At 64.8% G+C, this 23,704-nt stretch carries 26 protein-coding genes; 10 read left to right on the top strand and 16 right to left on the bottom strand.

The window, feature by feature from the left end; translation table 11 throughout:
* The first annotated feature begins 331 nt into the window (after positions 1-331).
* From RAD10_RS26760 to RAD10_RS26740, 5 genes are all read left to right on the top strand, one after another.
* Positions 332-706 carry an AtpZ/AtpI family protein gene (locus RAD10_RS26760; RefSeq protein ID WP_461619846.1) on the top strand — a complete coding sequence of 125 codons (375 nt, stop codon included), beginning with the start codon at positions 332-334 and terminating at the stop codon, positions 704-706.
* 112 nt (positions 707-818) lie between these two features.
* On the top strand, positions 819-1,568 hold the full coding sequence (locus RAD10_RS26755) for a F0F1 ATP synthase subunit A (RefSeq protein WP_247324656.1): 750 nt from the start codon (positions 819-821) through the stop codon (positions 1,566-1,568).
* A 53-nt stretch (positions 1,569-1,621) separates the two neighbouring features.
* Positions 1,622-1,852, top strand: a complete 231-nt coding sequence (locus RAD10_RS26750) for a F0F1 ATP synthase subunit C (protein WP_007599451.1) — start codon at positions 1,622-1,624, stop codon at positions 1,850-1,852.
* Positions 1,853-1,918: 66 nt separating this feature from the next.
* Complete coding sequence (locus RAD10_RS26745; protein ID WP_461619845.1) at positions 1,919-2,485, top strand: F0F1 ATP synthase subunit B; 567 nt, start codon at positions 1,919-1,921, stop codon at positions 2,483-2,485.
* A gap of 5 nt (positions 2,486-2,490) precedes the next feature.
* Positions 2,491-2,976 (top strand): F0F1 ATP synthase subunit B family protein, encoded by a 486-nt coding sequence (locus tag RAD10_RS26740; RefSeq protein ID WP_091960043.1) that lies wholly within the window; start codon positions 2,491-2,493, stop codon positions 2,974-2,976.
* A gap of 201 nt (positions 2,977-3,177) precedes the next feature.
* Here RAD10_RS26740 and RAD10_RS26735 read toward each other — a convergent pair whose 3' ends face one another.
* The 5 genes from RAD10_RS26735 to RAD10_RS26715 all read right to left on the bottom strand — a co-directional run bounded on the left by RAD10_RS26735 (position 3,178) and on the right by RAD10_RS26715 (position 8,524).
* Complete coding sequence (locus tag RAD10_RS26735; RefSeq protein WP_461619844.1) at positions 3,178-3,828, bottom strand: hypothetical protein; 651 nt, start codon at positions 3,826-3,828, stop codon at positions 3,178-3,180.
* 148 nt (positions 3,829-3,976) lie between these two features.
* Positions 3,977-4,564: a GNAT family N-acetyltransferase gene (locus RAD10_RS26730; protein WP_018316343.1), complete on the bottom strand. Its 588-nt coding sequence runs from the start codon at positions 4,562-4,564 to the stop codon at positions 3,977-3,979.
* A 39-nt stretch (positions 4,565-4,603) separates the two neighbouring features.
* Positions 4,604-5,893 carry a M16 family metallopeptidase gene (locus RAD10_RS26725; protein WP_461619843.1) on the bottom strand — a complete coding sequence of 430 codons (1,290 nt, stop codon included), beginning with the start codon at positions 5,891-5,893 and terminating at the stop codon, positions 4,604-4,606.
* Positions 5,890-7,308, bottom strand: coding sequence for a threonine synthase (gene thrC / locus RAD10_RS26720; RefSeq protein WP_461619842.1), 1,419 nt, complete (start codon positions 7,306-7,308; stop codon positions 5,890-5,892). The genes RAD10_RS26725 and thrC overlap by 4 nt, the downstream gene beginning before the upstream one ends.
* Before the next feature lie 571 nt (positions 7,309-7,879).
* Positions 7,880-8,524: a response regulator transcription factor gene (locus RAD10_RS26715; RefSeq protein ID WP_008541266.1), complete on the bottom strand. Its 645-nt coding sequence runs from the start codon at positions 8,522-8,524 to the stop codon at positions 7,880-7,882.
* Between the two features lie 86 nt (positions 8,525-8,610).
* Between RAD10_RS26715 and RAD10_RS26710 the strand changes: the two genes are divergently transcribed.
* A complete protein-coding gene (locus RAD10_RS26710; protein ID WP_461619841.1) occupies positions 8,611-9,957 on the top strand; it encodes a histidine kinase in 1,347 nt (448 codons plus the stop codon).
* Positions 9,958-10,022: 65 nt separating this feature from the next.
* On the opposite strand, the gene RAD10_RS26705 is transcribed toward RAD10_RS26710, so the two are convergent.
* The 9 genes from RAD10_RS26705 to coxB all read right to left on the bottom strand — a co-directional run bounded on the left by RAD10_RS26705 (position 10,023) and on the right by coxB (position 17,114).
* Positions 10,023-10,388 carry a nuclear transport factor 2 family protein gene (locus RAD10_RS26705; RefSeq protein ID WP_461619840.1) on the bottom strand — a complete coding sequence of 122 codons (366 nt, stop codon included), beginning with the start codon at positions 10,386-10,388 and terminating at the stop codon, positions 10,023-10,025.
* 117 nt (positions 10,389-10,505) lie between these two features.
* Positions 10,506-11,258: an SURF1 family protein gene (locus tag RAD10_RS26700; RefSeq protein WP_461619839.1), complete on the bottom strand. Its 753-nt coding sequence runs from the start codon at positions 11,256-11,258 to the stop codon at positions 10,506-10,508.
* Positions 11,255-11,656 carry a DUF983 domain-containing protein gene (locus tag RAD10_RS26695; RefSeq protein ID WP_028139840.1) on the bottom strand — a complete coding sequence of 134 codons (402 nt, stop codon included), beginning with the start codon at positions 11,654-11,656 and terminating at the stop codon, positions 11,255-11,257. The genes RAD10_RS26700 and RAD10_RS26695 overlap by 4 nt, the downstream gene beginning before the upstream one ends.
* A gap of 97 nt (positions 11,657-11,753) precedes the next feature.
* A complete protein-coding gene (locus tag RAD10_RS26690; RefSeq protein ID WP_461619838.1) occupies positions 11,754-12,650 on the bottom strand; it encodes a cytochrome c oxidase subunit 3 in 897 nt (298 codons plus the stop codon).
* A gap of 79 nt (positions 12,651-12,729) precedes the next feature.
* Complete coding sequence (locus RAD10_RS26685) at positions 12,730-13,383, bottom strand: cytochrome c oxidase assembly protein (RefSeq protein WP_461619837.1); 654 nt, start codon at positions 13,381-13,383, stop codon at positions 12,730-12,732.
* A 5-nt stretch (positions 13,384-13,388) separates the two neighbouring features.
* Complete coding sequence (locus RAD10_RS26680; protein WP_018316353.1) at positions 13,389-13,565, bottom strand: hypothetical protein; 177 nt, start codon at positions 13,563-13,565, stop codon at positions 13,389-13,391.
* A complete protein-coding gene (locus tag RAD10_RS26675; protein WP_038948601.1) occupies positions 13,562-14,506 on the bottom strand; it encodes a heme o synthase in 945 nt (314 codons plus the stop codon). Before RAD10_RS26675 ends, RAD10_RS26680 begins: the two co-directional genes overlap by 4 nt.
* 61 nt (positions 14,507-14,567) lie before the next feature.
* On the bottom strand, positions 14,568-16,187 hold the full coding sequence (gene ctaD / locus RAD10_RS26670) for a cytochrome c oxidase subunit I (protein WP_461619836.1): 1,620 nt from the start codon (positions 16,185-16,187) through the stop codon (positions 14,568-14,570).
* An 87-nt stretch (positions 16,188-16,274) separates the two neighbouring features.
* Complete coding sequence (gene coxB, locus RAD10_RS26665) at positions 16,275-17,114, bottom strand: cytochrome c oxidase subunit II (RefSeq protein WP_018316356.1); 840 nt, start codon at positions 17,112-17,114, stop codon at positions 16,275-16,277.
* A 518-nt stretch (positions 17,115-17,632) separates the two neighbouring features.
* Between coxB and RAD10_RS26660 the strand changes: the two genes are divergently transcribed.
* From RAD10_RS26660 to RAD10_RS26645, 4 genes are all read left to right on the top strand, one after another.
* Complete coding sequence (locus tag RAD10_RS26660) at positions 17,633-18,136, top strand: invasion associated locus B family protein (protein ID WP_430649270.1); 504 nt, start codon at positions 17,633-17,635, stop codon at positions 18,134-18,136.
* 327 nt (positions 18,137-18,463) lie between these two features.
* Positions 18,464-19,891: a metalloprotease TldD gene (tldD, locus tag RAD10_RS26655; RefSeq protein WP_461619835.1), complete on the top strand. Its 1,428-nt coding sequence runs from the start codon at positions 18,464-18,466 to the stop codon at positions 19,889-19,891.
* Positions 19,888-20,667, top strand: a complete 780-nt coding sequence (gene lepB, locus RAD10_RS26650) for a signal peptidase I (protein ID WP_018316360.1) — start codon at positions 19,888-19,890, stop codon at positions 20,665-20,667. The genes tldD and lepB overlap by 4 nt, the downstream gene beginning before the upstream one ends.
* An 83-nt stretch (positions 20,668-20,750) precedes the next feature.
* A complete protein-coding gene (locus RAD10_RS26645; protein ID WP_461619834.1) occupies positions 20,751-21,317 on the top strand; it encodes a nucleotidyltransferase family protein in 567 nt (188 codons plus the stop codon).
* A gap of 128 nt (positions 21,318-21,445) precedes the next feature.
* Here the strand turns inward: RAD10_RS26645 and RAD10_RS26640 are convergent, their stop codons facing one another.
* Together RAD10_RS26640 and RAD10_RS26635 are read right to left on the bottom strand one after the other, a co-directional pair.
* Entirely contained in the window at positions 21,446-22,036 is a 591-nt protein-coding gene (locus RAD10_RS26640; protein ID WP_091959976.1) for a PAN domain-containing protein, read from the bottom strand.
* Positions 22,037-22,249: 213 nt separating this feature from the next.
* Positions 22,250-23,620 (bottom strand): glutamate--cysteine ligase, encoded by a 1,371-nt coding sequence (locus tag RAD10_RS26635; protein ID WP_028139831.1) that lies wholly within the window; start codon positions 23,618-23,620, stop codon positions 22,250-22,252.
* Positions 23,621-23,704: the final 84 nt, after the last annotated feature.

The raw sequence follows: 23,704 nt of genomic DNA, 5'->3' as shown, positions 1-23,704 counted from the left end.
CTCTCTCGCAAATTCTACACCCCGGTGAGGCGATCCGCCGCCCAAAACACGCACCGACATCAACGATCCCAGCGGCGTCTTCGATCCCGGCAGCGTGGCGAAAGGGCGGCCGCCTTCGCCGATCCTGAGGCCTGCTGCTGCGGTGCGGCGTCACGCTGTGTGCAGCGCTGCCGTGCGCGCCAATATCATCAAGTAAATCAGCTACATAACCGAAAGCGACGCAATCGTGACTTGGCTTGACTTGATTATGGGCCATCAGTATGGTCCGCGCGGCTTTTGAGGGTGGCGGGCGCAATTTCCATTCAGCCGCGGCGTTTCGGGTCTTCGTTGCATGACACAGGGCACGGGACACGGCGAGAATGGGGATCGCGATAGATCGTCCGAGGAAGCTGCGCTTTCCGAACGGCTCGGAAAACTTGATCAGCGGTTGTCCGAATTCCGGGACCGACGAATCAAGACCGAGCAACCCGCAGGTGACGGTGAAGACAGAGCGGCCAGAGCTTCGGCGATGGCGCTTGGTTTCCGGTTATCCTCCGAGTTGATCGCCGGGGTCGTTGTCGGAGCGGGGATTGGCTGGGGTTTCGACCGCTTGCTGTCGACGTCGCCTTTCGGATTTATCGTGTTCCTGTTGCTGGGCTTCGTCGCCGGCGTGGTGAATGTGGTGAGAACGGCGGGTGCGGGTCAAAACAGGCGCGGTGGGTCTTAGCCGATCCGCACCAGGACAGGAATGATCGTGCCGGCATCGCCGGTACGGGCCGGCCCGGCCGGCAGACCGAGACCCGCCGGCATTGCCCGGCAGACCAAGAGATGCCGCGCTGATGAAAATCGACCCGATCCACCAGTTCAACATCGAGCCTCTCTTCACCCTGGGCCATATCGGCAATCACACGATCGCCTTCACCAATTCGTCGCTCTACATGCTGGTGGCGGTGGCGATCATCTCGATCCTGATGCTCGCCAGCGGAACGCAGCTGGTTCCCGGGCGCCTTCAGTCGGTCGCCGAGATCTCCTACGAGTTCGTGGCTTCGACCATCCGCTCGACCGCCGGCTCGGAAGGCATGAAGTTCTTCCCGCTGATCTTCTCGCTGTTCATGTTCATCTGCGTTTCGAACCTGGTCGGCATCATCCCCTACACCTTCACGATCTCGAGCCATCTGATCGTGACGGCAGCGCTCGCGCTTTTGGTCTTCTTCACGGTCCTGATCTACGGCGTCGCCAAGAACGGCCTGAAATTCTTCTCGATCTTCGTGCCCCACGGCGTTCCCGGCTACATCCTGCCGCTGGTGATGTTCATCGAGATCCTGTCGTTCTTCCTGCGGCCGGTCTCCCACAGCGTCCGTCTGTTCGCCAACATGCTGGCCGGCCACATCGCGCTGAAGGTGTTCGCGGGCTTCGTCGCCATGCTCGGCTTCTCGCTCGGGGCGCTGGGCTGGGTCGGCGGCGTGCTGCCGCTGGCTCTCACGGTCGCGCTGTACGCGCTCGAGATTCTGGTCGCGTTCCTGCAAGCCTATGTGTTTGCGATCCTGACCTGCATCTACCTCAACGACGCCATTCATCCGGGACACTGAGCGGTCCGGGGAATTTCCACCCACAACCCAATCTTTCTTCCAAGGAGTCTAAAATGGATCCGGCAGCAGCAAAACTTATCGGCGCGGGCATCGCATGCATCGGCATGGGCGGCGCGGGCGTCGGCGTCGGCGTGATCTTCGGCAACTACCTCGCCGCAGCCGTTCGCAACCCCTCGGCCGCTCAGGGCCAGTTCGGCAACCTGATCTTCGGCTTCGCCGTGACCGAAGCGCTCGGCATTTTCTCGCTGCTGATCGCGCTGCTGCTGCTGTTCGTTCCGCTCTGAGGACGACGTTTTTCGCGCCGTTCCATTCCATTGGGACGGCGCGTGTGACAGCAACAGGAGAACTCCGTGGCTGAAAGTCATGGCGGCGCAAAAGGTCCGGCGGCGGGCGCTCACACCGGGGCTGACGGTAGTCACCACGGTGGCGGTTTTCCGCCGTTCGAGAGCAGCAACTACGCTTCACAGCTGGTGTCGCTCGCGATCTTCTTCGTCCTGCTTTACGTGATCGTGTCCAAGCTTGCTCTGCCGAAGGTCGGCGGTGCGATCGAGGCGCGTCAGAACAAGATCGAGGGTGACCTCGCCGAGGCGCAGAAGCTGAAGGACCAGTCCGACGCGGCGCTGAAGGCCTATGAAACCGAGCTCGCTTCGGCGCGCACGCGGGCACAGGCGATCGGCAACGAATCCCGCGACAAGGCGAATGCGCAGGCGGAAGCCGAGCGCAAGACGCTGGAAGAACAATTGGCGGCCAAGCTCGCCGAGGCGGAGAAGACCATCGCCTCGACCCGCGCCACCGCCATGAGCAACGTCCGCGGCATCGCGGCCGATGCGGCAGGTCAGATCGTGCAGCAGCTCACCGGCGTCGTTCCCGACGCTGCGTCGGTCAATGCCGCGGTCGATGCGTCCCTGAAAGGTTAGTCGAGATGTTCTTCGATCCTGAAACCTGGGTCGCCATCGCCTTCGTGATCCTGATGGTCGTGTTCGCCTATCTCGGGGTCTTCAAGTCGGCGATGACGGCGCTGGATCATCGTGCCGCCCGCATCAAGGCCGAGCTCGACGACGCGACGCGCCTCAAGCAGGAAGCGGCCAAGGTGCTTGCCGACTACAAGGCCCGCAGCGCCACGGCCGAGCGCGAAGCTGCCGACATCATCGCCAACGCCAAGGCCGAAGCCGAGCGCATCGCGGCCGATGCCAAGGCGAAGATGGAAGACTTCGTCGCCCGCCGGACCAAGACCGCGGAGAGCAAGATCGCGCTCGCCGAGGCCCAGGCACTTGCCGATGTCCGCGCCGCAGCCGCGGAAGCCGCCGTCCAGGCCGCCTCCACGATCCTGTCGCAGTCGGTCAAGGGCTCGGTCGCCGACGATCTGCTCGCCAAGGGTATCACCGAGGTCCGGCAGAAGCTGAACTGAGGGTTTTGCCTTCACCAATCAAAAAGCCGGCGCGATGAGCGCCGGCTTTTTTGTTTTCGCAATCCACAAAAACGGTGTCAGCACCCGCGAAAGCGGGTGATCCAGTATTCCAGAGAGAGCAATGAGATACGGAGAAGCCGCGGCGTACTGGATGCCCGCCTGCGCGGGGCATGACAGCGTTCTTCGTGACGACTTGCTTACCTACTTCTTCTTCCGTCCCTTCGGCTCGGGCGAGAGCGCCTGCGGGTCGAAGCCGACATAGAAGACATAGGAATCGGCGGTCGCGGCCGAGGGCGTCGGATAAGCCAGATCCTCGACGATGAAGGTGAAGGGCACGCTGCCGCCTTCGGACATCTCGACTGTGGTCCGGTAAGCCTTCGAGGCGATCACTTTCTCGCCGACGCCGCCCTGCACCACCGCGACACGCAAGGGGACCTCGACGGTGGCGGGCGCGCCGGCGGGACCGGCGATCACGCGGCCCTGGATTCCGATCCGGGCCGTGATGCCGACACTGCTGCGGGAACATTCGCGCGCCATCTTGGTGATCGAGGCCTGGAAGCGGATCTCGTTGCCGACGGCCGGCTTGCCGGCCGCCCCCACCGCATAGGTCGATGCGCCCGCGCGCACCGTCACCTGCGGGCAATCGAGGTCGTCTTCCGCCGGCTGGCCAGGCGCAGGCGCGGGCTTGGGCGGGGCCGGCTCATCCGACTTGCCCCCGAACAGGCTCTTGAAGCGGTCGGTCAAGGACTGGGCGGCCACCGGCGAAACCGCCGCGAACGACATCGACAATGCAAGCGCGATCGCCGGCATCCGCCGCAGCACATTCCGCGATGACCGAAGCTGCTTCACCATCAAAGCCCGTACTCCAATGACAATTGTCCGGCCGATCGCCGGCCGGGGCATGCGGGTTATATCGCCAAAATCGGCGAACCCAAGGCAGCAAAAAGGGGGACTTGGCCAGGGACTTGGCCAGGGGACTTGGTCCAATGAAGCGAGCCGCTCAGCCGCGGAAATCCTCATGCAGCAGGCCGAACAGCAAATGGTCCTGCCAGACCCCGTTGATGCAGAGATAGCGGCGCGCCAGGCCCTCGCGGGAGAAACCGCACTTCTCCAGCACCCGGATCGATGGCGCATTGGTGGGGATGCATGCGGCCTCGACCCGATGCAGATTGAGCTCGCCGAACAGCGTCGGCAGGAGGACCCGGAGTGCAGCCGTCATGTAGCCGCGATGGGCATGGGGTTGCCCGACCCAATAGCCGATGGTGCCGGCCTGCACGATGCCGCGCCGGACATTGGCCAGCGTGATGCCGCCGACCATGGCGCCATCGAGCTCGCGGAAGATCAGAAAGGGATAGGAACGGTCCGCGGCAATGTCCTCGGAATAGCGGCGCAGGCGGCGGCGGAAGCCGGAGCGGGTGAGATCGTCAGACGGCCAGATTGGCTCCCAGGGCGTCAGATAATCGCGGCTGGTTTCGCGCAAATGCGCCCATTGCAGGAAGTCCGACATCTGCGGCGCGCGCAGCAACAGCCCGTTACCGCGCGGCGCGAGGGCGGCGGGTCCACTGGACGGCAGGCGAAAGAGGGCCATGGTGATGCTTCCCGGGGCAGCTCAGCCCGCGCGCGGCTCCTAATGCAGCCGCGCCTTGGCACGTGCCCGCGTCAATCCTTCCGCAAAAGACACCGCCGTGTCCAGACCCCTGCCACTGCCTAATGCGACAACGGCAGGCCGGCTCCGCGACAGCAGCGCACGCGCTGCGTCCCGGGTCGATTCGACGCTGACGGCGTCGATCCGGGCCACCAGCTCCTCGACCGTCTGCGGCCGGCCATAGGCCAGCACGTGGCGCGCCAGCTGCTCGGCGCGCGATGAGCAGCTTTCCAGCGCCATCAGCAGGCCCGCCTTCATCTGCGCCTTGGCCCGCGCGATCTCGGCCTCGGTCAGGGTCTCGACCGAATCATTCATGATGTCGACCACGACCTCCATCATCTCCGGCGCGTCGGCCGGATCGGTGCCGGTGTAGAGGCCGAAGAAGCCGGTGTCGGTATAGGGCGCGTGGAACGAATAGATCGAGTAGCAGAGACCGCGCTTCTCGCGCACCTCCTGGAACAGGCGCGACGACATTCCGCCGCCGAGGATGTTGGTGAAGACCTGGAGCGAGAACAGCGACAGATCGCTCTGCGGCACGCCTTCCAGAGCCAGCGTCAGATGCGCCTGCTCCAGCTCGCGATGCACCACCTTGGCGCCGCCCTTGCCGAACATGGCCGCCTGCGGTTTGGGACCCGGCGTCCCCTCAAAACTTGCGAAGCGCTTCTCGACCTCAGCGACCACTTGCTTGTGATCGACCGCACCGGCCGCGGCCACCACCATGTCGGGCCCGCGATAATGCGTCGAGAGATAGTCGCGCAGCGAATCGCGATTGAAGGCGCGCAGCGTCTTGGCCGTGCCGAGCAGCGAGCGGCCCATCGGCTGGTCGGGGTAGCAGAGCTCGTTGAGATGCTCGAACACGACGTCATCGGGCGTATCCTGCGCGGCACCGATCTCCTGCACGATGACGTTCTTCTCGCGCTCCAGCTCGTCGGGCTCGAAGGCGGGATTGGCGAGGATGTCGGCAAGCACGTCGAGCGCGAGCGGCACGTCGGCCTTGAGCACCCGCGCGTAATAGGACGTGGTCTCGGTCGAGGTGCCGGCATTGAGGTCGCCGCCGACCGCCTCGATCTCCTCGACGATCTCGCGCGAGGAGCGTTTCGTCGTGCCCTTGAACGCCATGTGCTCGAGCAGATGCGAGATGCCGTGCTCGTTCGGCTTCTCGTCGCGTCCGCCGACGCCGGCCCAGACGCCGAGCGCCGCGGTCTCAAGATGGGGCATCTTGTCGGTGACGACGGTCAGGCCGGAGGCAAGCTTGGAAATCTCGACGCTCATCCGGCAACTCCCTGCTTTGCGGCGCGGCTGACCGACAGCACGAACCGCTCGACCTCGGCCTGATCGTTCTTCATCACCTTCATGTGTTCGGATTTGGTCATCAATCCGTCGAGCCAAGCCGGCAGTTGCGGCCGCTGGCCGCAGGCCGCTTCGACAGCGTCGGGGAATTTGGCCGGATGGGCGGTGGAGAGCACGATGCTCGGCACCCCAGTGTCGGTGGTGTCACGATCGGCGACGGCGAGCGCCACCGCCGTATGGGGATCGACCAGCTCGCCTGCCTCGCGCCAGCCGGCGCGGATCGCAGCCGCGGTCTCGGTCTCGTCGGCGCGCCCCGCGTCGAACTCCTCGCGGATCGCGGCCAGCGTCGCATCGGGCAGCACGAAACGTCCTGACTGCTTCAGCGAATCCATCAGACGGCGCACGCCCGCCGCATCGCGCTTACCGGCCTCGAACAACAGCCGTTCGAAATTCGACGAGATCTGGATGTCCATCGACGGCGACGCCGTCGCGTGCACCTCCCGCACCTCGTAGATCCCGGTCTTCAGCGTGCGCGCCAGGATGTCGTTGACGTTGGCGGCGATGCGCAGGGTCCGCACCGGCAGCCCCATCCGCTTGGCGACGTAGCCGGCGAAGATGTCGCCGAAATTGCCGGTCGGCACGACGAAGTCCACCGCGCGCGCCGGCGCGCCGACCGCAACGGCGGAGGTGAAATAGTAGACGACCTGAGCGACGATGCGCGCCCAGTTGATGGAATTGACGCCGGAGAGCGAGGTCGCATCGCGGAAGCGATGGTTGTTGAACATCCCCTTCACGAGCGCCTGGCAGTCGTCGAAATTGCCCTCGATGGCCAGCGCATGGACATTGGCCGCGCCCGTCGACGTCATCATCCGCCGCTGCACCTCGGAGATGCGGCCGTGCGGGAACAGTACGATGAGATCCACGTTCTCGAGGCCGGCGAAGGCTTCGACCGCCGCGCCGCCGGTGTCGCCTGAGGTGGCGACCACGATGGTCGTGCGCTGGCCGCGTTTGGCGAGCACATGGTCCATCAGCCGCGAGATCAGCTGCATCGCCACGTCCTTGAAGGCGAGCGTCGGACCGTGGAACAGCTCCAGCACGAATTGGTGCGGCGACATCTGGCGCAGCGGCACCACCGCCGGATGGCGGAAGGTCGCGTAGGCCTCGTTGGCCATGCGGCCAAGCTCGGCGTCCGAAATCTCGCCGCCGGCGAAGGGACGGATCACGTCGACCGCGACCTCCCAATAGGGGCGGCCGAAGAAGCCGGCGATGGTCTCGGCAGAGAGCTGCGGCCAGATCGTCGGCACATACAGGCCGCCGTCGCGCGCAAGCCCGGTCAGCATCACGTCGCAGAAGCCGAGTTCGGGGGCCTCGCCCCGGGTCGAGATATAACGAGTCAAACTGCCCTCCAAAGGCCGACCGGGCCTGCGCCCGCTCGTTAAGCCTTTGATTTTACGAAATTACTTGTTAACAGCCAGAGGCTTTGGGCCACCATAAAGTGTTTTGCGGCATCAGGAAACCGCTTCCCGCCGGTACCCCTGCCCAGCAAAAAGGGCTGCGGCGGTGCCGCAGCCCTCTCTTGGAAGGTCTGTCGTTGATATGTGCAGACCGGTTTGCCTCTGGGGTCGCCGCCCCCGCTGAAACTTGTCCGGCAACCTTTCGCCGTCAGTCACGAAATCGTCAAGGGCGAAAACGACGAGCGCGGGAAGATGTTCCTATTTTTCCCGACATGCCCAAGCTTATGCGGGCGCGTTCCAGCGAAGCGGTGCCAAGGATTGCCATTTTATCCCGACAATTGCGGGGACTTCGGAACGAATGCCACCTCGACCCATTGTGTCCGCGGAGGGGTGTCGGCGGTGTCCATGCATTGCCCGGCTGCACGCCGACACCAATCCGTCTCGCCGAACCGGCTGCATCCTGGAGCAGCCGGTTCGGTGCCGTCTGTGCCCCGGGCCGCCAGTGCCCGGGCCGTCAATTCATCCCGATTTCAACCGCGATCCTGATCAGGTCGGAATGGTTCTTGGCTCCTAGCTTCTGCTTGAGCAGGGACGTGGTGTTGGCGACGGTCTTGTAGGAGATGCCGAGCGCCTCGGCGACTTCCACGATCTTGTCGCCGCGTCCGAGCAGGCGGAGAATTTCGAGCTCCCGCGGCGTCATCTGCGAGGCCGGGTTGGCCTTGATCGCCGCGCCGGAAAACGTCACGGCTTCCGCGAGTTGCGGTGAGATGAAATTGTCGCCCGCGACCACCTTGCGCACCGCTTTCAGCAGGATCCTGGGATCATCGCCCTTGGAGACATAGCCCTGCGCCCCAAGCTCGACCGCCCGCACCACGAAGGCCGGATCGTCGTTCATGCTGAACATGATGATCTTGGCGTCGGGATCGTCCTTGCGGATGCGTCGCATCAGCTCGAAGCCGGAGACATCGGGCAGGCTGATGTCGATCACGGTGACGTCGGGCCGCTTGCTGACATAGGCGCGATGGCCGGATTTGGCGTCGGTCGCCTCGTCGATACGGATCGAATGGTCCGAAGCGAACAGGGTCCGGCAACCGGACAGCACCACGGGGTGGTCATCGACAATCAGGACCCTGGTCGCCGGCTTGGCGGTATCTTGCATCGCGCACTCTCTTGTTTTTCGACTCATAGACCGGCGGGAACAAATGGAAAGAGTAAATCCCCCCGATGCGCGTTAGAATTGACCTAATGTGGCAACGACTCTCGTTCAGAACGCAACTGCTTCTTCCACTCGGCGCGAGCTTTCTCGCAGCGCTGATCCTGGGCGGCGTGCTGCTCCGAATCTTCGCGGCCGGTCAGCTCGCCGACGAGAACGAGCCGGCTCGACGTTCGACCCGGACGATCGCGACCGCACTCAACAACACTCTGCGCGCGTCGGACGACCCGCGGAAGACACTTGACGCCTTTGTCCAATCCTTGACCAGCTCCTCGGACATCCAGTTCCGTTCCGCGGAAGGCCCTGCTGCGGAGGAGCCAAGGGACGGCCTGCACAACCTGCAAGGGGTTCCGCAGTGGTTTGTCAACCTGCTCATGGTGCCGGACATGGACGCCGCGACCCCGGTGCTGATCGATGGCAGGCGTGTCGGCGATATCGTGTTCCTGCCGGACCTGTCGGCTGACCTGTTCGAGAAGTGGATCGGCTTCCTGGCGCTGACCGGCCTCGTTGCCATGCTGACCGTGCTCACCGGAATCATCGCTTACGTCTTCGCGGGATCGGCACTGCGTCCCCTGCAGCATCTCGGCGAAGGCCTCACGCGGATGCGGCGTGGCGACTACGCAAAGCCGATCCCGGTCGGAGGGCCGCCGGAGATCCGGCAGAGCTGTGAGGAAGCAAATGCGCTGGCTGCGACGCTGGCGCAATTGAGTCAGGACAATCGCGATCTGATGCACCGCCTGGTGTCGCTCCAGGACGACGAACGGCGCGATCTCGCCCGCGAATTGCACGACGAGCTCGGACCGCTGCTGTTCGGCATCCGCGCCGGCACGATTGCGCTGATCGACACCTCGCCGCAGCTGGGAAATCTCGGCAAGTCAGCCCAGGACGTGCTGCAATCGGTCGAGGCGCTCCAGCAGACCAACCGCCGTATCCTCGATCGGCTGCGGCCGCTCTACATCGAGGAGCTGGGCCTTTCGACCAGTGTGCAGACACTGCTCCAGAACTTTCGCAAGCAGGCACCGCATATCGTCCTGACGGACACGATCGATCCGGCTCTCAACGGCATCGCCGGGCCGCTGGCCCAGACCGTCTATCGGGTGATCCAGGAGGCGCTGACCAACGTGCTGCGCCACGCCAACGCCGGCAACGCCCTTGTCCAAGCAACCGTCACCGGCGAGGCGCTCGTCGTCGAGATCTCCGACGACGGCGGCGGCTTTCCCGAGGGCAACGTTTTCGGCCGCGGCCTGACCGGCATGCATGAGCGCGTGCGCGCGCTCAGCGGATCGCTGTCACTGTTGCGCGTGGATGGGCGAACCCATGTACGCTGCCGCCTTCCGACCGGACCCACGCGCGAGGCGCCGGTCCAGCCCATTGGATGAGGATGTCTTGTCGAAAAACCGCTGCACACCTTGCGCTAGCGCGGCCCTTCGGTCCGGAGCATGCCCTAACAGGCGCAGCCATGATGCGCGTTCTGTCGCGCCGGCTCGCACAGCGTGCTGCGGATCTTGCCTTCCGGGCTGAAGCGAAACGAGGCCTGAATGCGCAGTGCGCCCGCGACGGAATATTCGAGATCGACGCCATGGGGCGCGGGACGGATCTCCTCCAGCCCGAAACCTGCCAACGAGAAGGCACTGAGTCGCGGCTGCCAATAGGCCTCGAGCTCGCTGCGGCCGCGATAGCGCTGCGCACCGTTGCACGTGCACTCGACCTGGGCGTCGTCCGCATAGAGGTCGAGCAACGTCGGGAGGTCGCCCTTCCGGCAGGCGTCCACCCAATCGACGACAATTCCCATCTGGTCGAAATCGCTCACGCCGCAATCCTGTCTGCCGCGGAAACTCACCGGCGGCTTAGAACCACACTCGTGAATGTGCGCTGAATAATAAACCCCGGGCGATACCGGGTTCCCTCGGGGTATCTACGGTCGAGCTCAGCTCTGCCGCCGGCCTCTTGCCCACACGGCGAAGGCGATCAGCACGGCGCCGGCGAGCAGGAACCAGGTGACGGCGTATTGCAGGTGATCGTCCTTCAGATGCACGTCGAGCGGCCCCGGGCGCGGGATGCCGTTCTCGGGCACCGGTTGCTCGAGGTCGACATAGAACGGCGCAACCGCGCCCCAGCCGAGCGCACTTGCGATCGCCGGATGATCACGCACGAACCAGAGCCGCTTGTCGCGGTTCTCCGCCGGCGTCAGCCAACCGGACGGCTCGGGAAAGCGCAGATAACCGGTGAGCGCGACCGGCTGCCCGGTAACGAGCTTCTTCACCGCGCGATCCTCGACGCTGCGGTCCTGCATGGTGTTCTCGACGAAGCCCGCATCGATCACGACCGTCTCGCCGCTGGGAAGTCGCGCCGGCAGGAACGCCCAGGTGCCGGGGCCGGAGGCATCCTTGCGCACCGCGGAGCCCGAGGAATAGACCATCGCATCCGGCAGGGCTGCGTAGGTCGCGGTGAAGCTGACGCGGCGGAATTCGTCGCGCGCGGGATTGAGTGCAGCCCATTGCGAAGGTGGCGGCAGTGCGATGGGCGCCTCTGCAAGGCGCTCGGTGAGCGCCGCGACCAGCGCGTGCTTGGCGGTCCGGCGCTGCAATTGCCAGACACCGAGTGCGATGAAGACGGCCGTCAGGAACAGCGTGAACAGCGCGAAGCCGGCCACGCGAGGCTTGCGCGCAGGCTGGTTCATTTCGCGCGGTCGACCAACCGGCCCGGCGCCGCCTTGTGGTGGAATTGCAGCGCGATCAGCAGCGACTTCATCGCACGCAGCGGCAACAGCGTGGTGGCCAGGATCAGCGGCAACCACAGCGCCGCATGCAGCCAGTATGGCGGCTGGTACTTGACCTCGACGATGAGCGCAGCCGCTACCACGATCCCGCCGGCCAGCATGATGATGAAGATCGCCGGCCCGTCGCCGGTATCGATGAAGGCATAGTCGAGACCGCAGCGGTCGCATGCGGGTGCGAGCGTCAGGAAGCCCGCATAGAGCTTGCCCTGGCCGCAGCGCGGGCATCGGCAGGCAAGCCCGCGCAGCGCGCTTTGCAGGACGGTGGTTTCAGGCTCGGGCTTGCCGGCGGTGTCGTTCATGAGGGCAGACTCTATCACAGTTTTCGCGGGAGCTTCCGGCGGCCCAAAAGCGAAAGGGCGGCCCAGCGGCCGCCCTTTCTGATCTCGTTGTCGCGGCTCAGTGCGCGCCGTGGGCCATGGTCTCGGCGCCGTGTCCCCAGACGTAGATGCAGAGGAACAGGAACAGCCAGACCACGTCGACGAAGTGCCAGTACCAGGCGGCGAACTCGAAACCGAGATGCTGCTTCGGCGTGAAGTGGCCCGCATAGGCGCGGAACAGGCACACCAGCAGGAAGATGGTGCCGACCAGCACGTGGAAGCCGTGGAAGCCGGTCGCCATGAAGAAGGTCGCGCCATAGACGTTGCCGCCGAACGAGAACGCCGCATGGCTGTACTCGTAGGCCTGCACGCAGGTGAAGAGTGCACCGAGCACGACGGTGAGGATCAGGCCGTATTTCAGGCCCTGGCGGTCGTTCTCGAGCAGCGCATGGTGCGCCCAGGTCACGGTGGTGCCCGACGTGAGCAGGATCAGCGTGTTCAGGAGCGGCAGGTGCCAGGGATCGAAGGTCTCGATGCCATGCGGCGGCCAGGTGCCGGGGACGGCGCAGGCGCCGGCCTGGGTGCCAAGGCCGCAGCCGAACACGGCATCGCGGGTGGCGTGAACGGCGTCGGCCGGAAACAGCGCGGCGTTGAAATAGGCCCAGAACCAGGCGACGAAGAACATCACCTCGGAGGCGATGAACAGGATCATGCCGTAGCGGTGATGCAGCTGCACGACGCGGGTATGGTCGCCCTTGTACTGGGCTTCCTTGATCACGTCGCCCCACCAGCTCGCCATGGTGTAGAGCACGCCCACGGTGCCGACGCCGAACACGATCGGCGCGGCCGAGAACATGTGATGCATCCAGGTGATCGCGCCGACCGCCATGATGAAGGCCGAGAGCGAACCGACGGCCGGCCAGGGCGAGGGATCGACCAGGTGATAGTCGTGATGCTTGGTGTGCGCCGTTGCCATTTGCGGTCTCTCTCCTCAATCCCGTGCCTGTCGGGCACTTATCCCCTTATTTCCAACCGCCCGAGCGTGAGCCCGGCGGTCAGAGATTTCCCTTGCGCTTGTCTGCTTCGCCCGATGCCAGCGGCTTCACCACGGGATCCTTGACCGGATAGAAGGTGTAGGACAGCGTGATCGTGTTCAGTCCGTCGTTCTCGTGATCGTCGGCGATCGACGGATCGACGTAGAACACGACCGGCATCTCGCGCTTCTCGCCGGGCGCCATGGTCTGCTCGGTGAAGCAGAAGCAATTGATCTTCTGGAAGTAGGAGCCGACCGTCAGCGGCGCGACATTGTAGGCCGCCTGCGCGGAAGTGGTGCGCGCAGCCTGGTTGGTCACGGTGTAGAAGACGGTCACGACCTGGCCGATATTGACCTCGATCTCGCTTTGCTCCGGCTCGAACTTCCAGGGCAGGCCCGGGGCGACGTTGGAATCGAAGCGCACCGAGATTTTCCGCGCGATCGGGCCGGTGGCCGGCGCGGAGGTCGCAACCTGGGTCGTGCCGTTGAAGCCGGTGGCGCGGCAGAACCAGTTGTAGAACGGCACCGCCGCGTAGGAGGCACCGACCATCAACGCGACCACGCCGCCGCAGATGGAAGCAACCACCACATCGCGGCCCAGCCCGCGGCCCTTGGTCGGCTCACGCTTGGCCGGCGTGGCACTGACATCCTGCGATATGGTCGGCTCGTGATCCATGTTTCCTACATCGGCCGCACGAGGACTGCCGGCCCCTTGACCATGGTGACGGCGAAGAACAGCACCACGAGCACGCCGAGCGCGAGCGCGATCGCAATCGAACGCTGACGACGGCTCTTCTTCTGCGCCTCGGTGAGGACGATTCCATCTGGCTCGGGTTTGTCGACCATCCCTGCGATCATGCGCCCCCTACCAGCGGAGCAAGCGCCCGGAACACGACCTCGGCCAGCAGGGTCGCGAACAGCACGAACAGATAGAGGATCGAGAAGGCGAACAGCTTGCGGGTCGCGCGCAGCGACGCAGCTCGCTCGCGGCGCAGATAGACGTTGATCGCGAGCACCAGCATGCCGGCGCCGAGGATCAGCGAGACGATACCGTAGACGGCGTCGAAATAGCCGAGCGCCCAGGGCGCGGCGGCGACCGCGATCAGCACGATGGTGTAGAGCAGGATCTGGAGCCGCGTCGCGTCGGGACCGGCGACATTGGGCAGCATCGGAATGCCGGCGCGCGCGTAATCGTCGGAGCGGAACAACGCCAGCGCCCAGAAGTGCGGCGGGGTCCAGAAGAAGATGATGGCGAACAGCAGCAGCGGCTCGACGTCGACTGTGCCGGTCACCGCGGCCCAGGCCACCACCGGCGGCAGCGCGCCGGCGGCGCCGCCGATCACGATGTTCTGCGCGGTCCAGCGCTTCAGCCACATCGTGTAGATCACGACGTAGAAGAAGATGGTGAAGGCGAGCAGCGCGCCCGCGATCCAGTTGACGAGGATGCCGAGCGTCATCACCGAGAAGAAGGACAGCGTCAGGCCGAACGCCATGGCTTCAGGGCGGGTGATGCGGCCGCGCGGAATCGGCCGGTTCGCCGTGCGCGACATCTTGGAGTCGATATCGCCTTCCAGCGCCATGTTGAGCGCGCCGGAGGCACCGGCGCCTACGGCGATGCAGAGCAGCGAGGTGATCGCCAGCACCCAGTGGAAATGCCCGGGCGCCATCGCCATCCCGACCAGCGCGGTGAAGATCACCAGCGACATCACCCGCGGCTTCAAGAGCGCGATGTAGTCGCCGACCTCCGCTTCGGAGATGCGGGGATTGATGTCGATGGCGTTGTGGTCGAGGACGGACACTTAATTCAACTCGCTTCGTTATAGAGCCGCGGCGCCCGTCACGGGCGCCGCGGGAGATCGATCACTGCACGCGGGGCAGCACTTCGAACTGGTGGAAGGGCGGCGGCGAGGGCAAGGTCCACTCCAGCGTGGTCGCACCTGCACCCCACGGATTGTCGCCGGCCGGCACCTTCTTCATGAAGGCGTCGAGCACGCAGTAGAGGAAGATCAGCACGCCGAAGCCGGAGATGTAGGAGCCGACCGACGAGACCAGGTTCCAGCCCGCGAACGCGTCGGGATAGTCGACGTAGCGGCGCGGCATGCCCGACAGGCCGAGGAAGTGCTGCGGGAAGAACACCAGATTGACGCCGATGAAGGTGACCCAGAAGTGCGCCTTCGCGAGCGTCTCGTTGTACATGTAGCCCGACATCTTCGGGAACCAGTAGTACCAGCCGGCGAAGATTCCGAACACCGCGCCCAGCGACAGCACGTAGTGGAAGTGCGCGACGACGTAGTAGGTCTCCTGCAGCACGCGGTCGACGCCCGCGTTCGCCAGCACGACGCCGGTGACGCCGCCGACCGTGAACAGGAAGATGAAGCCCACCGCCCAGATCATCGGGGCCCGGAATTCGATCGAGCCGCCCCACATCGTGGCGATCCACGAGAAGATCTTCACGCCGGTCGGAACCGCGATGACCATGGTCGCCGCGACGAAATAGGCCTGCGTCGCCGAGGACATGCCGACCGTGTACATGTGGTGCGCCCAAACCACGAAGCCGATGCCGCCGATCGCGACCATGGCGTAGGCCATGCCGAGATAGCCGAACACGGGTTTGCGCGAGAAGGTCGAGATGATCTGGCTGACCATGCCGAAAGCCGGCAGGATCAGGATGTACACCTCGGGGTGGCCGAAGAACCAGAACAGATGCTGGAACAGCACGGGGTCGCCGCCGCCTTCGGGGTTGAAGAACGTCGTGTGGAAGTTGCGGTCGGTGAGCAGCATGGTGATCGCACCGGCGAGCACCGGCAGCGACAACAGCAGCAGGAACACCGTCACCAGGATCGACCACACGAACAGCGGCATCTTGTGCAGGGTCATGCCCGGCGCGCGCATGTTGAAGATCGTGGTGATGAAGTTGATGGCGCCGAGGATCGACGAGGCACCCGCCAGATGCAGCGACAGGATCGCGAAGTCGACGGCCGGGCCCGGATGGCCCGAGCTCGACAGCGGCACGTACATGGTCCAGCCGGCGCCGACGCCGTTGGCACCCGGCTCGCCCTCGACGAAGGTCGACATCAGGAGCAAGGCGAAGGAAGCCGGCAGCAGCCAGAACGAGATGTTGTTCATGCGCGGGAACGCCATGTCGGGCGCGCCGATCATCAGCGGCACGAACCAGTTGCCGAAGCCGCCGATCATCGCGGGCATGACCATGAAGAAGATCATGATCAGGCCGTGAGAGGTCACGAACACGTTATAGGTGTGCGTCTCGTGGAAGATCTGCACGCCCGGATACATCAGCTCGGCACGGATCGCGATCGACATCGCGGCGCCGATCACGCCGGCGATGACCGCGAAGATCAGGTACATCGTGCCGATGTCCTTGTGGTTGGTCGAATAGACGTAGCGGCGCCATCCGGTCGGATGGGCATGCTCGTCATGTCCGTGGGCGTGATCGCCGTGTGCCGCTGCGCTCGTTGCCATTTTCAAATCCTGCCTTGCGTCCCAATCGGACCTCTGGAGGTCCCGCCCTTCTGTCGCTTTCAGTCCCTTAGAGCCGTCACCCGACGCTTACTGCGTCGGGCCGGCTGCGGAGGCGTAGGTGCTGGTGCCGCCGCTCGCGAATTTCTTCTTTGCCGTCTCGACCCAGGAGGCGAACTCCTGGTCATTCACGACGCGAATCGCGATCGGCATGAAGGCGTGGTCCTTGCCGCAGAGCTCCGAGCACTGGCCGTAGAACATGCCGGTCTTGGTCGCCTTGAACCAGGTCTCGTTCAGCCGGCCCGGAATGGCGTCGATCTTGACGCCGAAAGCCGGCAGCGCGAAGGCGTGGATGACGTCGGCGCCGGTGACCTGGACACGAATCACCTTGTTGACGGGCACCACCATCTCGTTGTCGACGCCGAGCAGGCGGGGCTGCTTGTCCTGCGCCATCAGCGAATCGAACTCGAACTTGCCGTTATCGGGGTAGGCATAGGACCAGTACCACTGCTTGCCGGTCGCCTTGATGGTGATATCCGCCTTCGGCACGTCGAGCTCGAGGAACAGAAGCCGGAACGACGGCACCGAGATGCCGACCAGGATCAGCACCGGAACCAGCGTCCAGGCCACCTCGATCAGCGTGTTGTGGGTGGTCCGCGACGGCACCGGATTGGCCCGCGCGTTGAACTTGACGACCACGACCACGAGCAGCGCCAGAACGAACAGCGTGATCAGCGTGATCAGCACGAACAGGAAGTTGTGGAACCAGACGATGTTGTCCATCACCGGGGAGCCGGACTCCTGAAGCGTCCATTCCCAGGGCTTCGGTTGCCCGAGCTCGGCAAATGCCGCACCGCCCGTCGCCAGCGTCAGACCAGCCACGGCCAATCCCAGCAAGTGCCGGCCCACCGGGCCCATCGACATCCTCATGCCGTTCGCGCTCCCCTTACGAAATCACCCCAAGTGCGCTCCCCTGTTTGTGAGAAACGCTTATTCGATCCGCCCGCCTGACAAACCGCCGCGCAAGAATACCTCTAAGAGGAATTGGGGCCAGATCGCTAGAACGCCGAAATCAAGCCTCTCAAACCATAATTTTTGATCTATCGCAATGCAGTCTTGAGCCCCGTCTGCCAGCGATCACCCGCAAGATATTTCCTAGTAAGATCAGACAAAAATACCGTTTGCCGGGATGCTGCCGCTTGACAGCGGAATTGCCCGCGGTAGGCACTGGCAGATGGCCGCGCAGGAACCTGATTCGTGCGGGCGGCGGCGGCGCGAGGCGGCGTGGAATTTGCTTGGGAATCGCCTTCAAGACGCCGTCATTCCCGTATCAGTCCGCCAGATTAGTCCGCCAAGCGCGAGCGACCCAGGCGAGCAGAGGGACCGACCCGATGGGGCTTTCGAAATCGATGGCAGGCCTGGCTATGGCAAGGCTGGCTAGAAGGCAGATGACCCGCCTCCCGGCGCTGGCCAGCCTGCTGGCTGCGCTCGTCCTTCTGGCACTCCCCGGCCTCGCCCATGCGCAGGGCGCAGTCCGCTCCGTCCATGGCGACTGGCAGATCCGCTGCGACACCCCGCCGGGCGCGCAGACCGAGCAATGCGCCCTGATCCAGAGCGTGGTAGCCGAAGACCGCTCCAATGCCGGCCTGACCGTCATCGTGCTCAAGACCGCCGACCAGAAGAGCCGCCTGATGCGCGTGGTCGCGCCGCTCGGTGTCCTGCTGCCCTCCGGCCTCGGCCTCAAGCTCGACAACCAGGACGTCGGCCGCGCCGGCTTCGTGCGCTGCCTGCCCAATGGCTGCGTCGCCGAGGTCGTCATGGACGACAAGCTGCTCGGCCAGCTCCGCACCGCCAAGACCGCCACCTTCATCATCTTCGAGACCCCGGAAGAGGGCATCGGCTTCCCGCTCAGCCTGAACGGGCTCGGCGAGGGCTACGACAAGCTGCCGTAGGGGCAGGTCTCCGGTCGCACATTCTCAATCCCGTCATCCTGAGACGCGAGGCTTGCGAAGCGAAGCTGCAAGGTGAGCCTCGAAGGATGAGCGGCCGAGATGCAGCCGGGCCGCCGCCCTTCGAGGGCCGCTGAAGAAGCGGCCGCCTCCAGCGGCAACGGCTTCGCCGTTGCGCGGGAGTGACGGTGATGGATTGATGCTCGCGGCCAACGTTTTCGACAACACCGTCGGCAATCCTATCGTTTCCGTAATGTGACGCCCCGCCCCCTCGCGGAACCGGTCCGAAACCATTATCTTGCCCCACATCTTCCGATAATGGACGGACGCATGACAAATCCTGCCACGACCTCCCTGCTCGACCGCGCCAATCTCGACCGCGACCAGGTTCGCCACGAGGTCGCGCGCGGGCTTTCCGGTGCCGACGACGGTGAGCTGTTCCTGGAGTACAGCCAGACCGAAGCGCTGATGTTCGACAATGGGCGGCTGAAGCAGGCGACCTATGACACCTCGCAAGGGTTTGGCTTACGCGCGGTCAAGGATGATGCGGTCGGCTATGCGCATTCCTCCGACGTCTCGCTGCCGGCGCTGATCCGCGCCGCAGACGCGGTCGCGGCCGTGCGCGGCGGCTATTCCGGCAGCTTCGCCGCGCCGCCGGCGCATACCAATGTGCGGCTCTACGGCGACGACAACCCGCTCGATGCTCCGGGCTTCGAGACAAAAGTAAAACTGCTCGCCGAGATCGACGCCTACCTGCGCGACAAGGATCCGCGGGTGCGGCAGGTCAGCGTCAGCCTGGGTGCGACCTGGCAGGTCGTCGAGATCCTGCGGCCCGACGGCGAGAGCTATCGCGACATCCGTCCGCTCGTGCGCGTGAACATTTCCGTGGTGGCCGGCCAGGGCGACCGCCAGGAGAGCGGCAGCAAGGGTTATGGCGGCCGCGCCGGCTATGCCGAATTCATCCAGAGCAAGAACTGGCGCGATGCGGCCGACGGCGCATTGCGCGAGGCTTTGGTCAATCTGGAATCGATCCCCGCCCCCGCCGGCGAGATGGACGTCGTGTTAGGGGCCGGCTGGCCCGGCGTGATGCTGCATGAAGCGGTCGGCCACGGCCTCGAAGGCGACTTCAACCGCAAGAAGACGTCGGCATTTGCCGGCCTGATGGGCCAGCAGGTCGCGGCCAAGGGCGTCACCGTGGTGGACGACGGCACCATGGCCTCGCGCCGCGGCTCGCTGTCGATCGACGACGAGGGCACCCCCACCAATCGCACCGTGCTGATCGAGGACGGCGTCCTGGTCGGCTACATGCAGGACCGCCAGAACGCGCGGCTGATGAACATGAAGCCGACCGGCAACGGCCGTCGCCAGGGCTATGCCCATGTGCCGATGCCGCGCATGACCAACACCTACATGCTCGCGGGCGACCGCGATCCGGCCGAGATCCTCGCATCGGTGAAGAACGGCGTCTTTGCTGCGAATTTCGGCGGCGGCCAGGTGGACATCACCTCGGGCAAGTACGTGTTCCAGTGCACCGAGGCCTACAAGATCGAGAACGGCAAGCTGGGCGCGCCGCTGAAGGGCGCCATGCTGATCGGCAACGGGCCGACCGACCTGCATCGCATCCGCATGATCGGCAACGACCTTGCGCTCGATACCGGCATCGGCACCTGCGGCAAGAATGGACAGGGCGTGCCTGTCGGCGTCGGCCAGCCGTCGCTGCTGATGGAGCGCATCACGGTGGGTGGAACGGGCGCATGAGCGTAGAAGAAAAGGTCACCGTCACCCCCAAGCGGAAGAGCAGCGGCTGGGGCGGGCAGATCGTTCAGCTCGCCGGCATCGTCGCCGCCGTCTTCATCGCCAAGGGCGCGCTTGCCGAGCCGTTCTACGTGCCGTCGGGCTCGATGGAGCCGACGCTGCTGATCGGCGATGCGCTGCTCGCCTCGAAATTCCCCTACGGCTACGGCACCTCGTCGCTGCCGATCCAGATCAGCCTGCCCGAGAGCGGCCGCGTCTTCGCGGAGACGCCGAAGCAGGGCGACGTCGTCGTGTTTCGCTGGCCCGGCGATCGCTCCCAGGCCTGGGTCAAGCGCGTCGTCGGTCTGCCCGGCGATCGCATCCAGATGCGGCAGGGCCAGCTCTTCATCAACGATCGCCCAGCCGAGCTCAAGCCGGACGGCGTTGGCGCTGCCGAGGACGACAATGGCGGCAGCGAGCCCGCCTATCGCTATGTCGAGACGCTGCCGAACGGCGTTTCGCACCTGATCTTCAAGATGCGCGACAACGGTCCGCTCGACAACTCACCGGAAGTGACGGTGCCGGCCGGCCACCTCTTCGTGCTCGGCGACAACCGCGACAATTCCGCCGACAGCCGCGTGCCGCTGCGGTCCGGCGGCGTCGGCCTGTTGCCGATCGACAATCTGATCGGCCGTGCCGATGCGGTGCTCGGCTCCTGGGATCTCGGCATACGCGGCCAGCCGGTTTACACTTGGCTCTCCGGCTTCCGGCTCGGCCGGTTCTTCACCGCCGTGCATTGATCGCGTAGATCCTGCGGTGGGCAAAGCGGAAGCGTGCCCACCTCTTCTGTCGCAATCTGGAGAGCCCTAACCTGCGACTCCTGATGATCCGCGACGAATTCCTCGCATTGGCGCTCCGCAATCCGCTCAACGTCGCGATCGCCGACGCGCTTGTGCAGCTCGCGCTGCCGGATGCGTGGCTGGTTGCAGGTTGCCTGGTGCAGACGGCGTGGAACGGGCTCACGGGCCGCCCGATCGATCACGGCATTGCCGATTACGATGTGTTCTATTTCGATCCCGATACCTCCTGGGAAGCCGAGGACGCGGTGATCCGTACGCTGCATGCGCGGCTTGGACATCTCGGCGCCAAGATCGAGATCCGCAACCAGGCGCGCGTCCATCTCTGGTACCCTGCCAAGCATGGCCTGCCCTATCCGCCGTTGACACGTTCGACTGACGGTATCGACCGCTTCCTCACGCAGAACACGCAATTCGGAGTGAGATGCGCGGGCGGAGATTTCGACGTCTATGCGCCCCACGGGTTCGACGACGTCGCGGGGTTGATCGTGCGGCCCAATCGAGCGCTGAACTTCTCCATCGCCAATTACGAAGCGAAGGCCGCACGTTGGAAAGCGCTGTGGCCGGAGCTCACGGTGATCGCGGCGGAGTGAGCTCTCGTAGGGTGGGCAAAGCGGAGCGTGCCCACGCGTCTGTCGCCGTATCGGAAAAGATCGTGGGCACGACGCTTCGCGCCTTTGCCCACCCTACGGCACCTGCGTCCGGGGCACGAGGACCAACACTACCGCACCACGCCCGACGTGAATCCCGCCTTCCGTCGCGGCGGCTTGATTTCCTTTTTCAGGAAGCAGCGCGCCTCGCGCCCGGTGTAGCCGGGGCGGGCATAGGTGAAGGCGCGGCACTTGTTGTCGGCCGTGCACGCTGCCTTGCAGGCTTCTTCGCCCTCGCCGTCCTTGAGCTCGAAATTGCGCAGATCGCCACCGGGGCGGTCGATCGAGGTCTCCACGCCCTCGACCCGCGGCTCGATCACGCCGGCGCCGCGCACACCCGAGATGCAGCAACTTCCAGGCACCCGCGCCGGCACGGTGTTCTTCAGCCAGCACACCGCCGCGCCGCCTTCGACATCGGGATAGCTGAAGCTCCACGAGCGGCAGCGGCGGTCGCGCTCGCACAGCAGCGCGCAATCCTCAGGATCGCCCGAGGCGACCGGTGTGCTGAAATAGTCGCCGCCGGGCCGGTCGAACGCAGTCTGGGCGCGCGCCGGCACGCTCGCGCATGCGAGCGAAAGCAGCGCGGCGCATGCCACGACGCTTGCCAGGACTTTTGCCAAGACCTTTGCCATGACGGCGCCGGACAGGCGGCCCTTCCCCATCGGAACAGCTTTCGAGTTATTGACGACGCTCAGGTTTTTCAGCCGGTCATTTGATCGCCGCAAACCTGTATGGGCGATGAACGGCTGAATCCCCGACCGGGGGCTGACCAGCTTAAAGCGCGATGCGATCAGGATGAATCGTCATCGCGCTTTAGGTTGTTGTTTAAGCATGATCTTTTCGGAAAACCGCTGCGCACTTTTCCGGAGCAGGCGTTAGAACGCGTATTCCGCGTAGGCCGGTTCCACCGAGCCCTTCCAGGGACCGTTGAACTTGTCCAACATTTCCTCGGCCGGCGTCCGGCCGGAATCGATGATGCGGTCGAGCGGCTCCAGATGCCGCGTTTCGTCGCGGCCGAGTTGGTCGATGCGGCCGCGCCGGCGCAGGCCGGCATGGGCCAGAACGAGGCATTCCTTGGCGATCTCGAACAGATAACGGTTTTTGATCCGCGCCTTGAAGCCGAAGCGCGTCACGTCGTCGCGCAGGGCCTGACGCTCGGGCGCGCTCCAGTGCTTGACGATCTCCCAAGCCGCATCGAGCGCGACGTCGTCATAGAGCAGCCCGACCCAGAACGCCGGCAGCGCCGGCAACCGGCCCCACGGGCCGCCGTCGGAGCCGCGCATCTCGAGATAACGCTTGAGCCGCACTTCCGGGAAGATCGTCGAGAGATGGTTGGCCCAATCCGACAGCGTCGGACGCTCGCCGGGTAGGTTGTTGTTGCGGCCGTCGAAGAACGCGCGGAACGAGGAGCCCGACACGTCGATGTATTCCTCGCCGCGCTTGACGAAATACATGGGCACGTCGAGCGCGTAGTCGACATAGCGCTCGAACCCCATGCCGTCCTCGAAGGCCCACGGCATCATGCCCGACCGCGCATTGTCGGTGTCGCGCCAGATCTCGGAGCGGAAGGACAGGAAGCCGTTCGGCTTGCCTTCGGTGAACGGCGAATTGGCGAACAAGGCGGTTGCGACCGGCTGCAGCGCGAGCGAAACGCGCAGCTTCTTGACCATGTCGGCTTCGGAGGAGAAGTCGAGATTGGTCTGCACCGTGCAGGTCCGGTACATCATGTCGAGGCCGTATTGGCCGACCTTCGGCATGTAGTTGGTCATGATCTTGTAGCGGCCCTTGGGCATCACTGGGATATCGGCGCGCGACCAGGACGGCGTCATGCCGAGACCGAGGAAGCCGATGCCGAGCGGCGTTGCGATCTCGCGCACCTGTGCAAGATGCGCCATCAGCTCGCTCTGGGTCTGGTGCACGTTCTCGACCGGCGCGCCGGAGAGCTCGAACTGTCCGCCGGGCTCGAGCGATATCGCACCGCCGCCGGTGACGTCGTAGAGGCCGATGATGTTGCCCTTCTCCATGATCGGCTCCCAGCCAAGCAGGAGCTTCATGCCTTCGAGCAACGCACCGATGCCGCGCGCGCCTTCGTAAGGCACCGGACGGTGGCCCTCGAGCGTGAACGGAGTCTTCTCGTGCTCGGTGCCCATGCGGAATTCGGACGGGTCCTTGCAGCCTTCCTCGAACCACGAAACGAGCTCGTCGCGCGATTGCAGCGGCGTCATATCGATCTGGTCTCGCGCCATATCAAACTCTAATCAAAAGGCGCTTCGATCGAACGCGCGCGGGTGACGGGATGGTCCGCGAACCCACCGGGCGCACGGACGAGC

It is taken from the genome of Bradyrhizobium sp. 23AC, from assembly GCF_054863025.1.
The sequence above is the reverse complement of the archived record's forward strand: the minus strand, read 5'-3'. Positions and strand labels throughout refer to the sequence as shown.

What these genes read in the sequence shown, in the direction of transcription:
- RAD10_RS26695 (WP_028139840.1), bottom strand. Translation starts at nt 11,656, where the DNA reads ATGAACGACACCGCCGGCAAGCCCGAGCCTGAAACCACCGTCCTGCAA.
- ctaD (WP_461619836.1), bottom strand. Translation starts at nt 16,187, where the DNA reads ATGGCAACGAGCGCAGCGGCACACGGCGATCACGCCCACGGACATGAC.
- lepB (WP_018316360.1), top strand. Translation starts at nt 19,888, where the DNA reads ATGAGCGTAGAAGAAAAGGTCACCGTCACCCCCAAGCGGAAGAGCAGC.
- RAD10_RS26740 (WP_091960043.1), top strand. Translation starts at nt 2,491, where the DNA reads ATGTTCTTCGATCCTGAAACCTGGGTCGCCATCGCCTTCGTGATCCTG.
- RAD10_RS26645 (WP_461619834.1), top strand. Translation starts at nt 20,751, where the DNA reads ATGATCCGCGACGAATTCCTCGCATTGGCGCTCCGCAATCCGCTCAAC.
- coxB (WP_018316356.1), bottom strand. Translation starts at nt 17,114, where the DNA reads ATGAGGATGTCGATGGGCCCGGTGGGCCGGCACTTGCTGGGATTGGCC.
- RAD10_RS26680 (WP_018316353.1), bottom strand. Translation starts at nt 13,565, where the DNA reads ATGATCGCAGGGATGGTCGACAAACCCGAGCCAGATGGAATCGTCCTC.
- RAD10_RS26690 (WP_461619838.1), bottom strand. Translation starts at nt 12,650, where the DNA reads ATGGCAACGGCGCACACCAAGCATCACGACTATCACCTGGTCGATCCC.
- RAD10_RS26710 (WP_461619841.1), top strand. Translation starts at nt 8,611, where the DNA reads ATGTGGCAACGACTCTCGTTCAGAACGCAACTGCTTCTTCCACTCGGC.
- RAD10_RS26660 (WP_430649270.1), top strand. Translation starts at nt 17,633, where the DNA reads ATGACCCGCCTCCCGGCGCTGGCCAGCCTGCTGGCTGCGCTCGTCCTT.
- RAD10_RS26635 (WP_028139831.1), bottom strand. Translation starts at nt 23,620, where the DNA reads ATGGCGCGAGACCAGATCGATATGACGCCGCTGCAATCGCGCGACGAG.
- RAD10_RS26755 (WP_247324656.1), top strand. Translation starts at nt 819, where the DNA reads ATGAAAATCGACCCGATCCACCAGTTCAACATCGAGCCTCTCTTCACC.
- RAD10_RS26700 (WP_461619839.1), bottom strand. Translation starts at nt 11,258, where the DNA reads ATGAACCAGCCTGCGCGCAAGCCTCGCGTGGCCGGCTTCGCGCTGTTC.
- RAD10_RS26760 (WP_461619846.1), top strand. Translation starts at nt 332, where the DNA reads ATGACACAGGGCACGGGACACGGCGAGAATGGGGATCGCGATAGATCG.
- RAD10_RS26730 (WP_018316343.1), bottom strand. Translation starts at nt 4,564, where the DNA reads ATGGCCCTCTTTCGCCTGCCGTCCAGTGGACCCGCCGCCCTCGCGCCG.
- RAD10_RS26725 (WP_461619843.1), bottom strand. Translation starts at nt 5,893, where the DNA reads ATGAGCGTCGAGATTTCCAAGCTTGCCTCCGGCCTGACCGTCGTCACC.
- RAD10_RS26715 (WP_008541266.1), bottom strand. Translation starts at nt 8,524, where the DNA reads ATGCAAGATACCGCCAAGCCGGCGACCAGGGTCCTGATTGTCGATGAC.
- RAD10_RS26685 (WP_461619837.1), bottom strand. Translation starts at nt 13,383, where the DNA reads ATGGATCACGAGCCGACCATATCGCAGGATGTCAGTGCCACGCCGGCC.
- tldD (WP_461619835.1), top strand. Translation starts at nt 18,464, where the DNA reads ATGACAAATCCTGCCACGACCTCCCTGCTCGACCGCGCCAATCTCGAC.
- RAD10_RS26640 (WP_091959976.1), bottom strand. Translation starts at nt 22,036, where the DNA reads ATGGGGAAGGGCCGCCTGTCCGGCGCCGTCATGGCAAAGGTCTTGGCA.
- RAD10_RS26735 (WP_461619844.1), bottom strand. Translation starts at nt 3,828, where the DNA reads ATGGTGAAGCAGCTTCGGTCATCGCGGAATGTGCTGCGGCGGATGCCG.
- RAD10_RS26750 (WP_007599451.1), top strand. Translation starts at nt 1,622, where the DNA reads ATGGATCCGGCAGCAGCAAAACTTATCGGCGCGGGCATCGCATGCATC.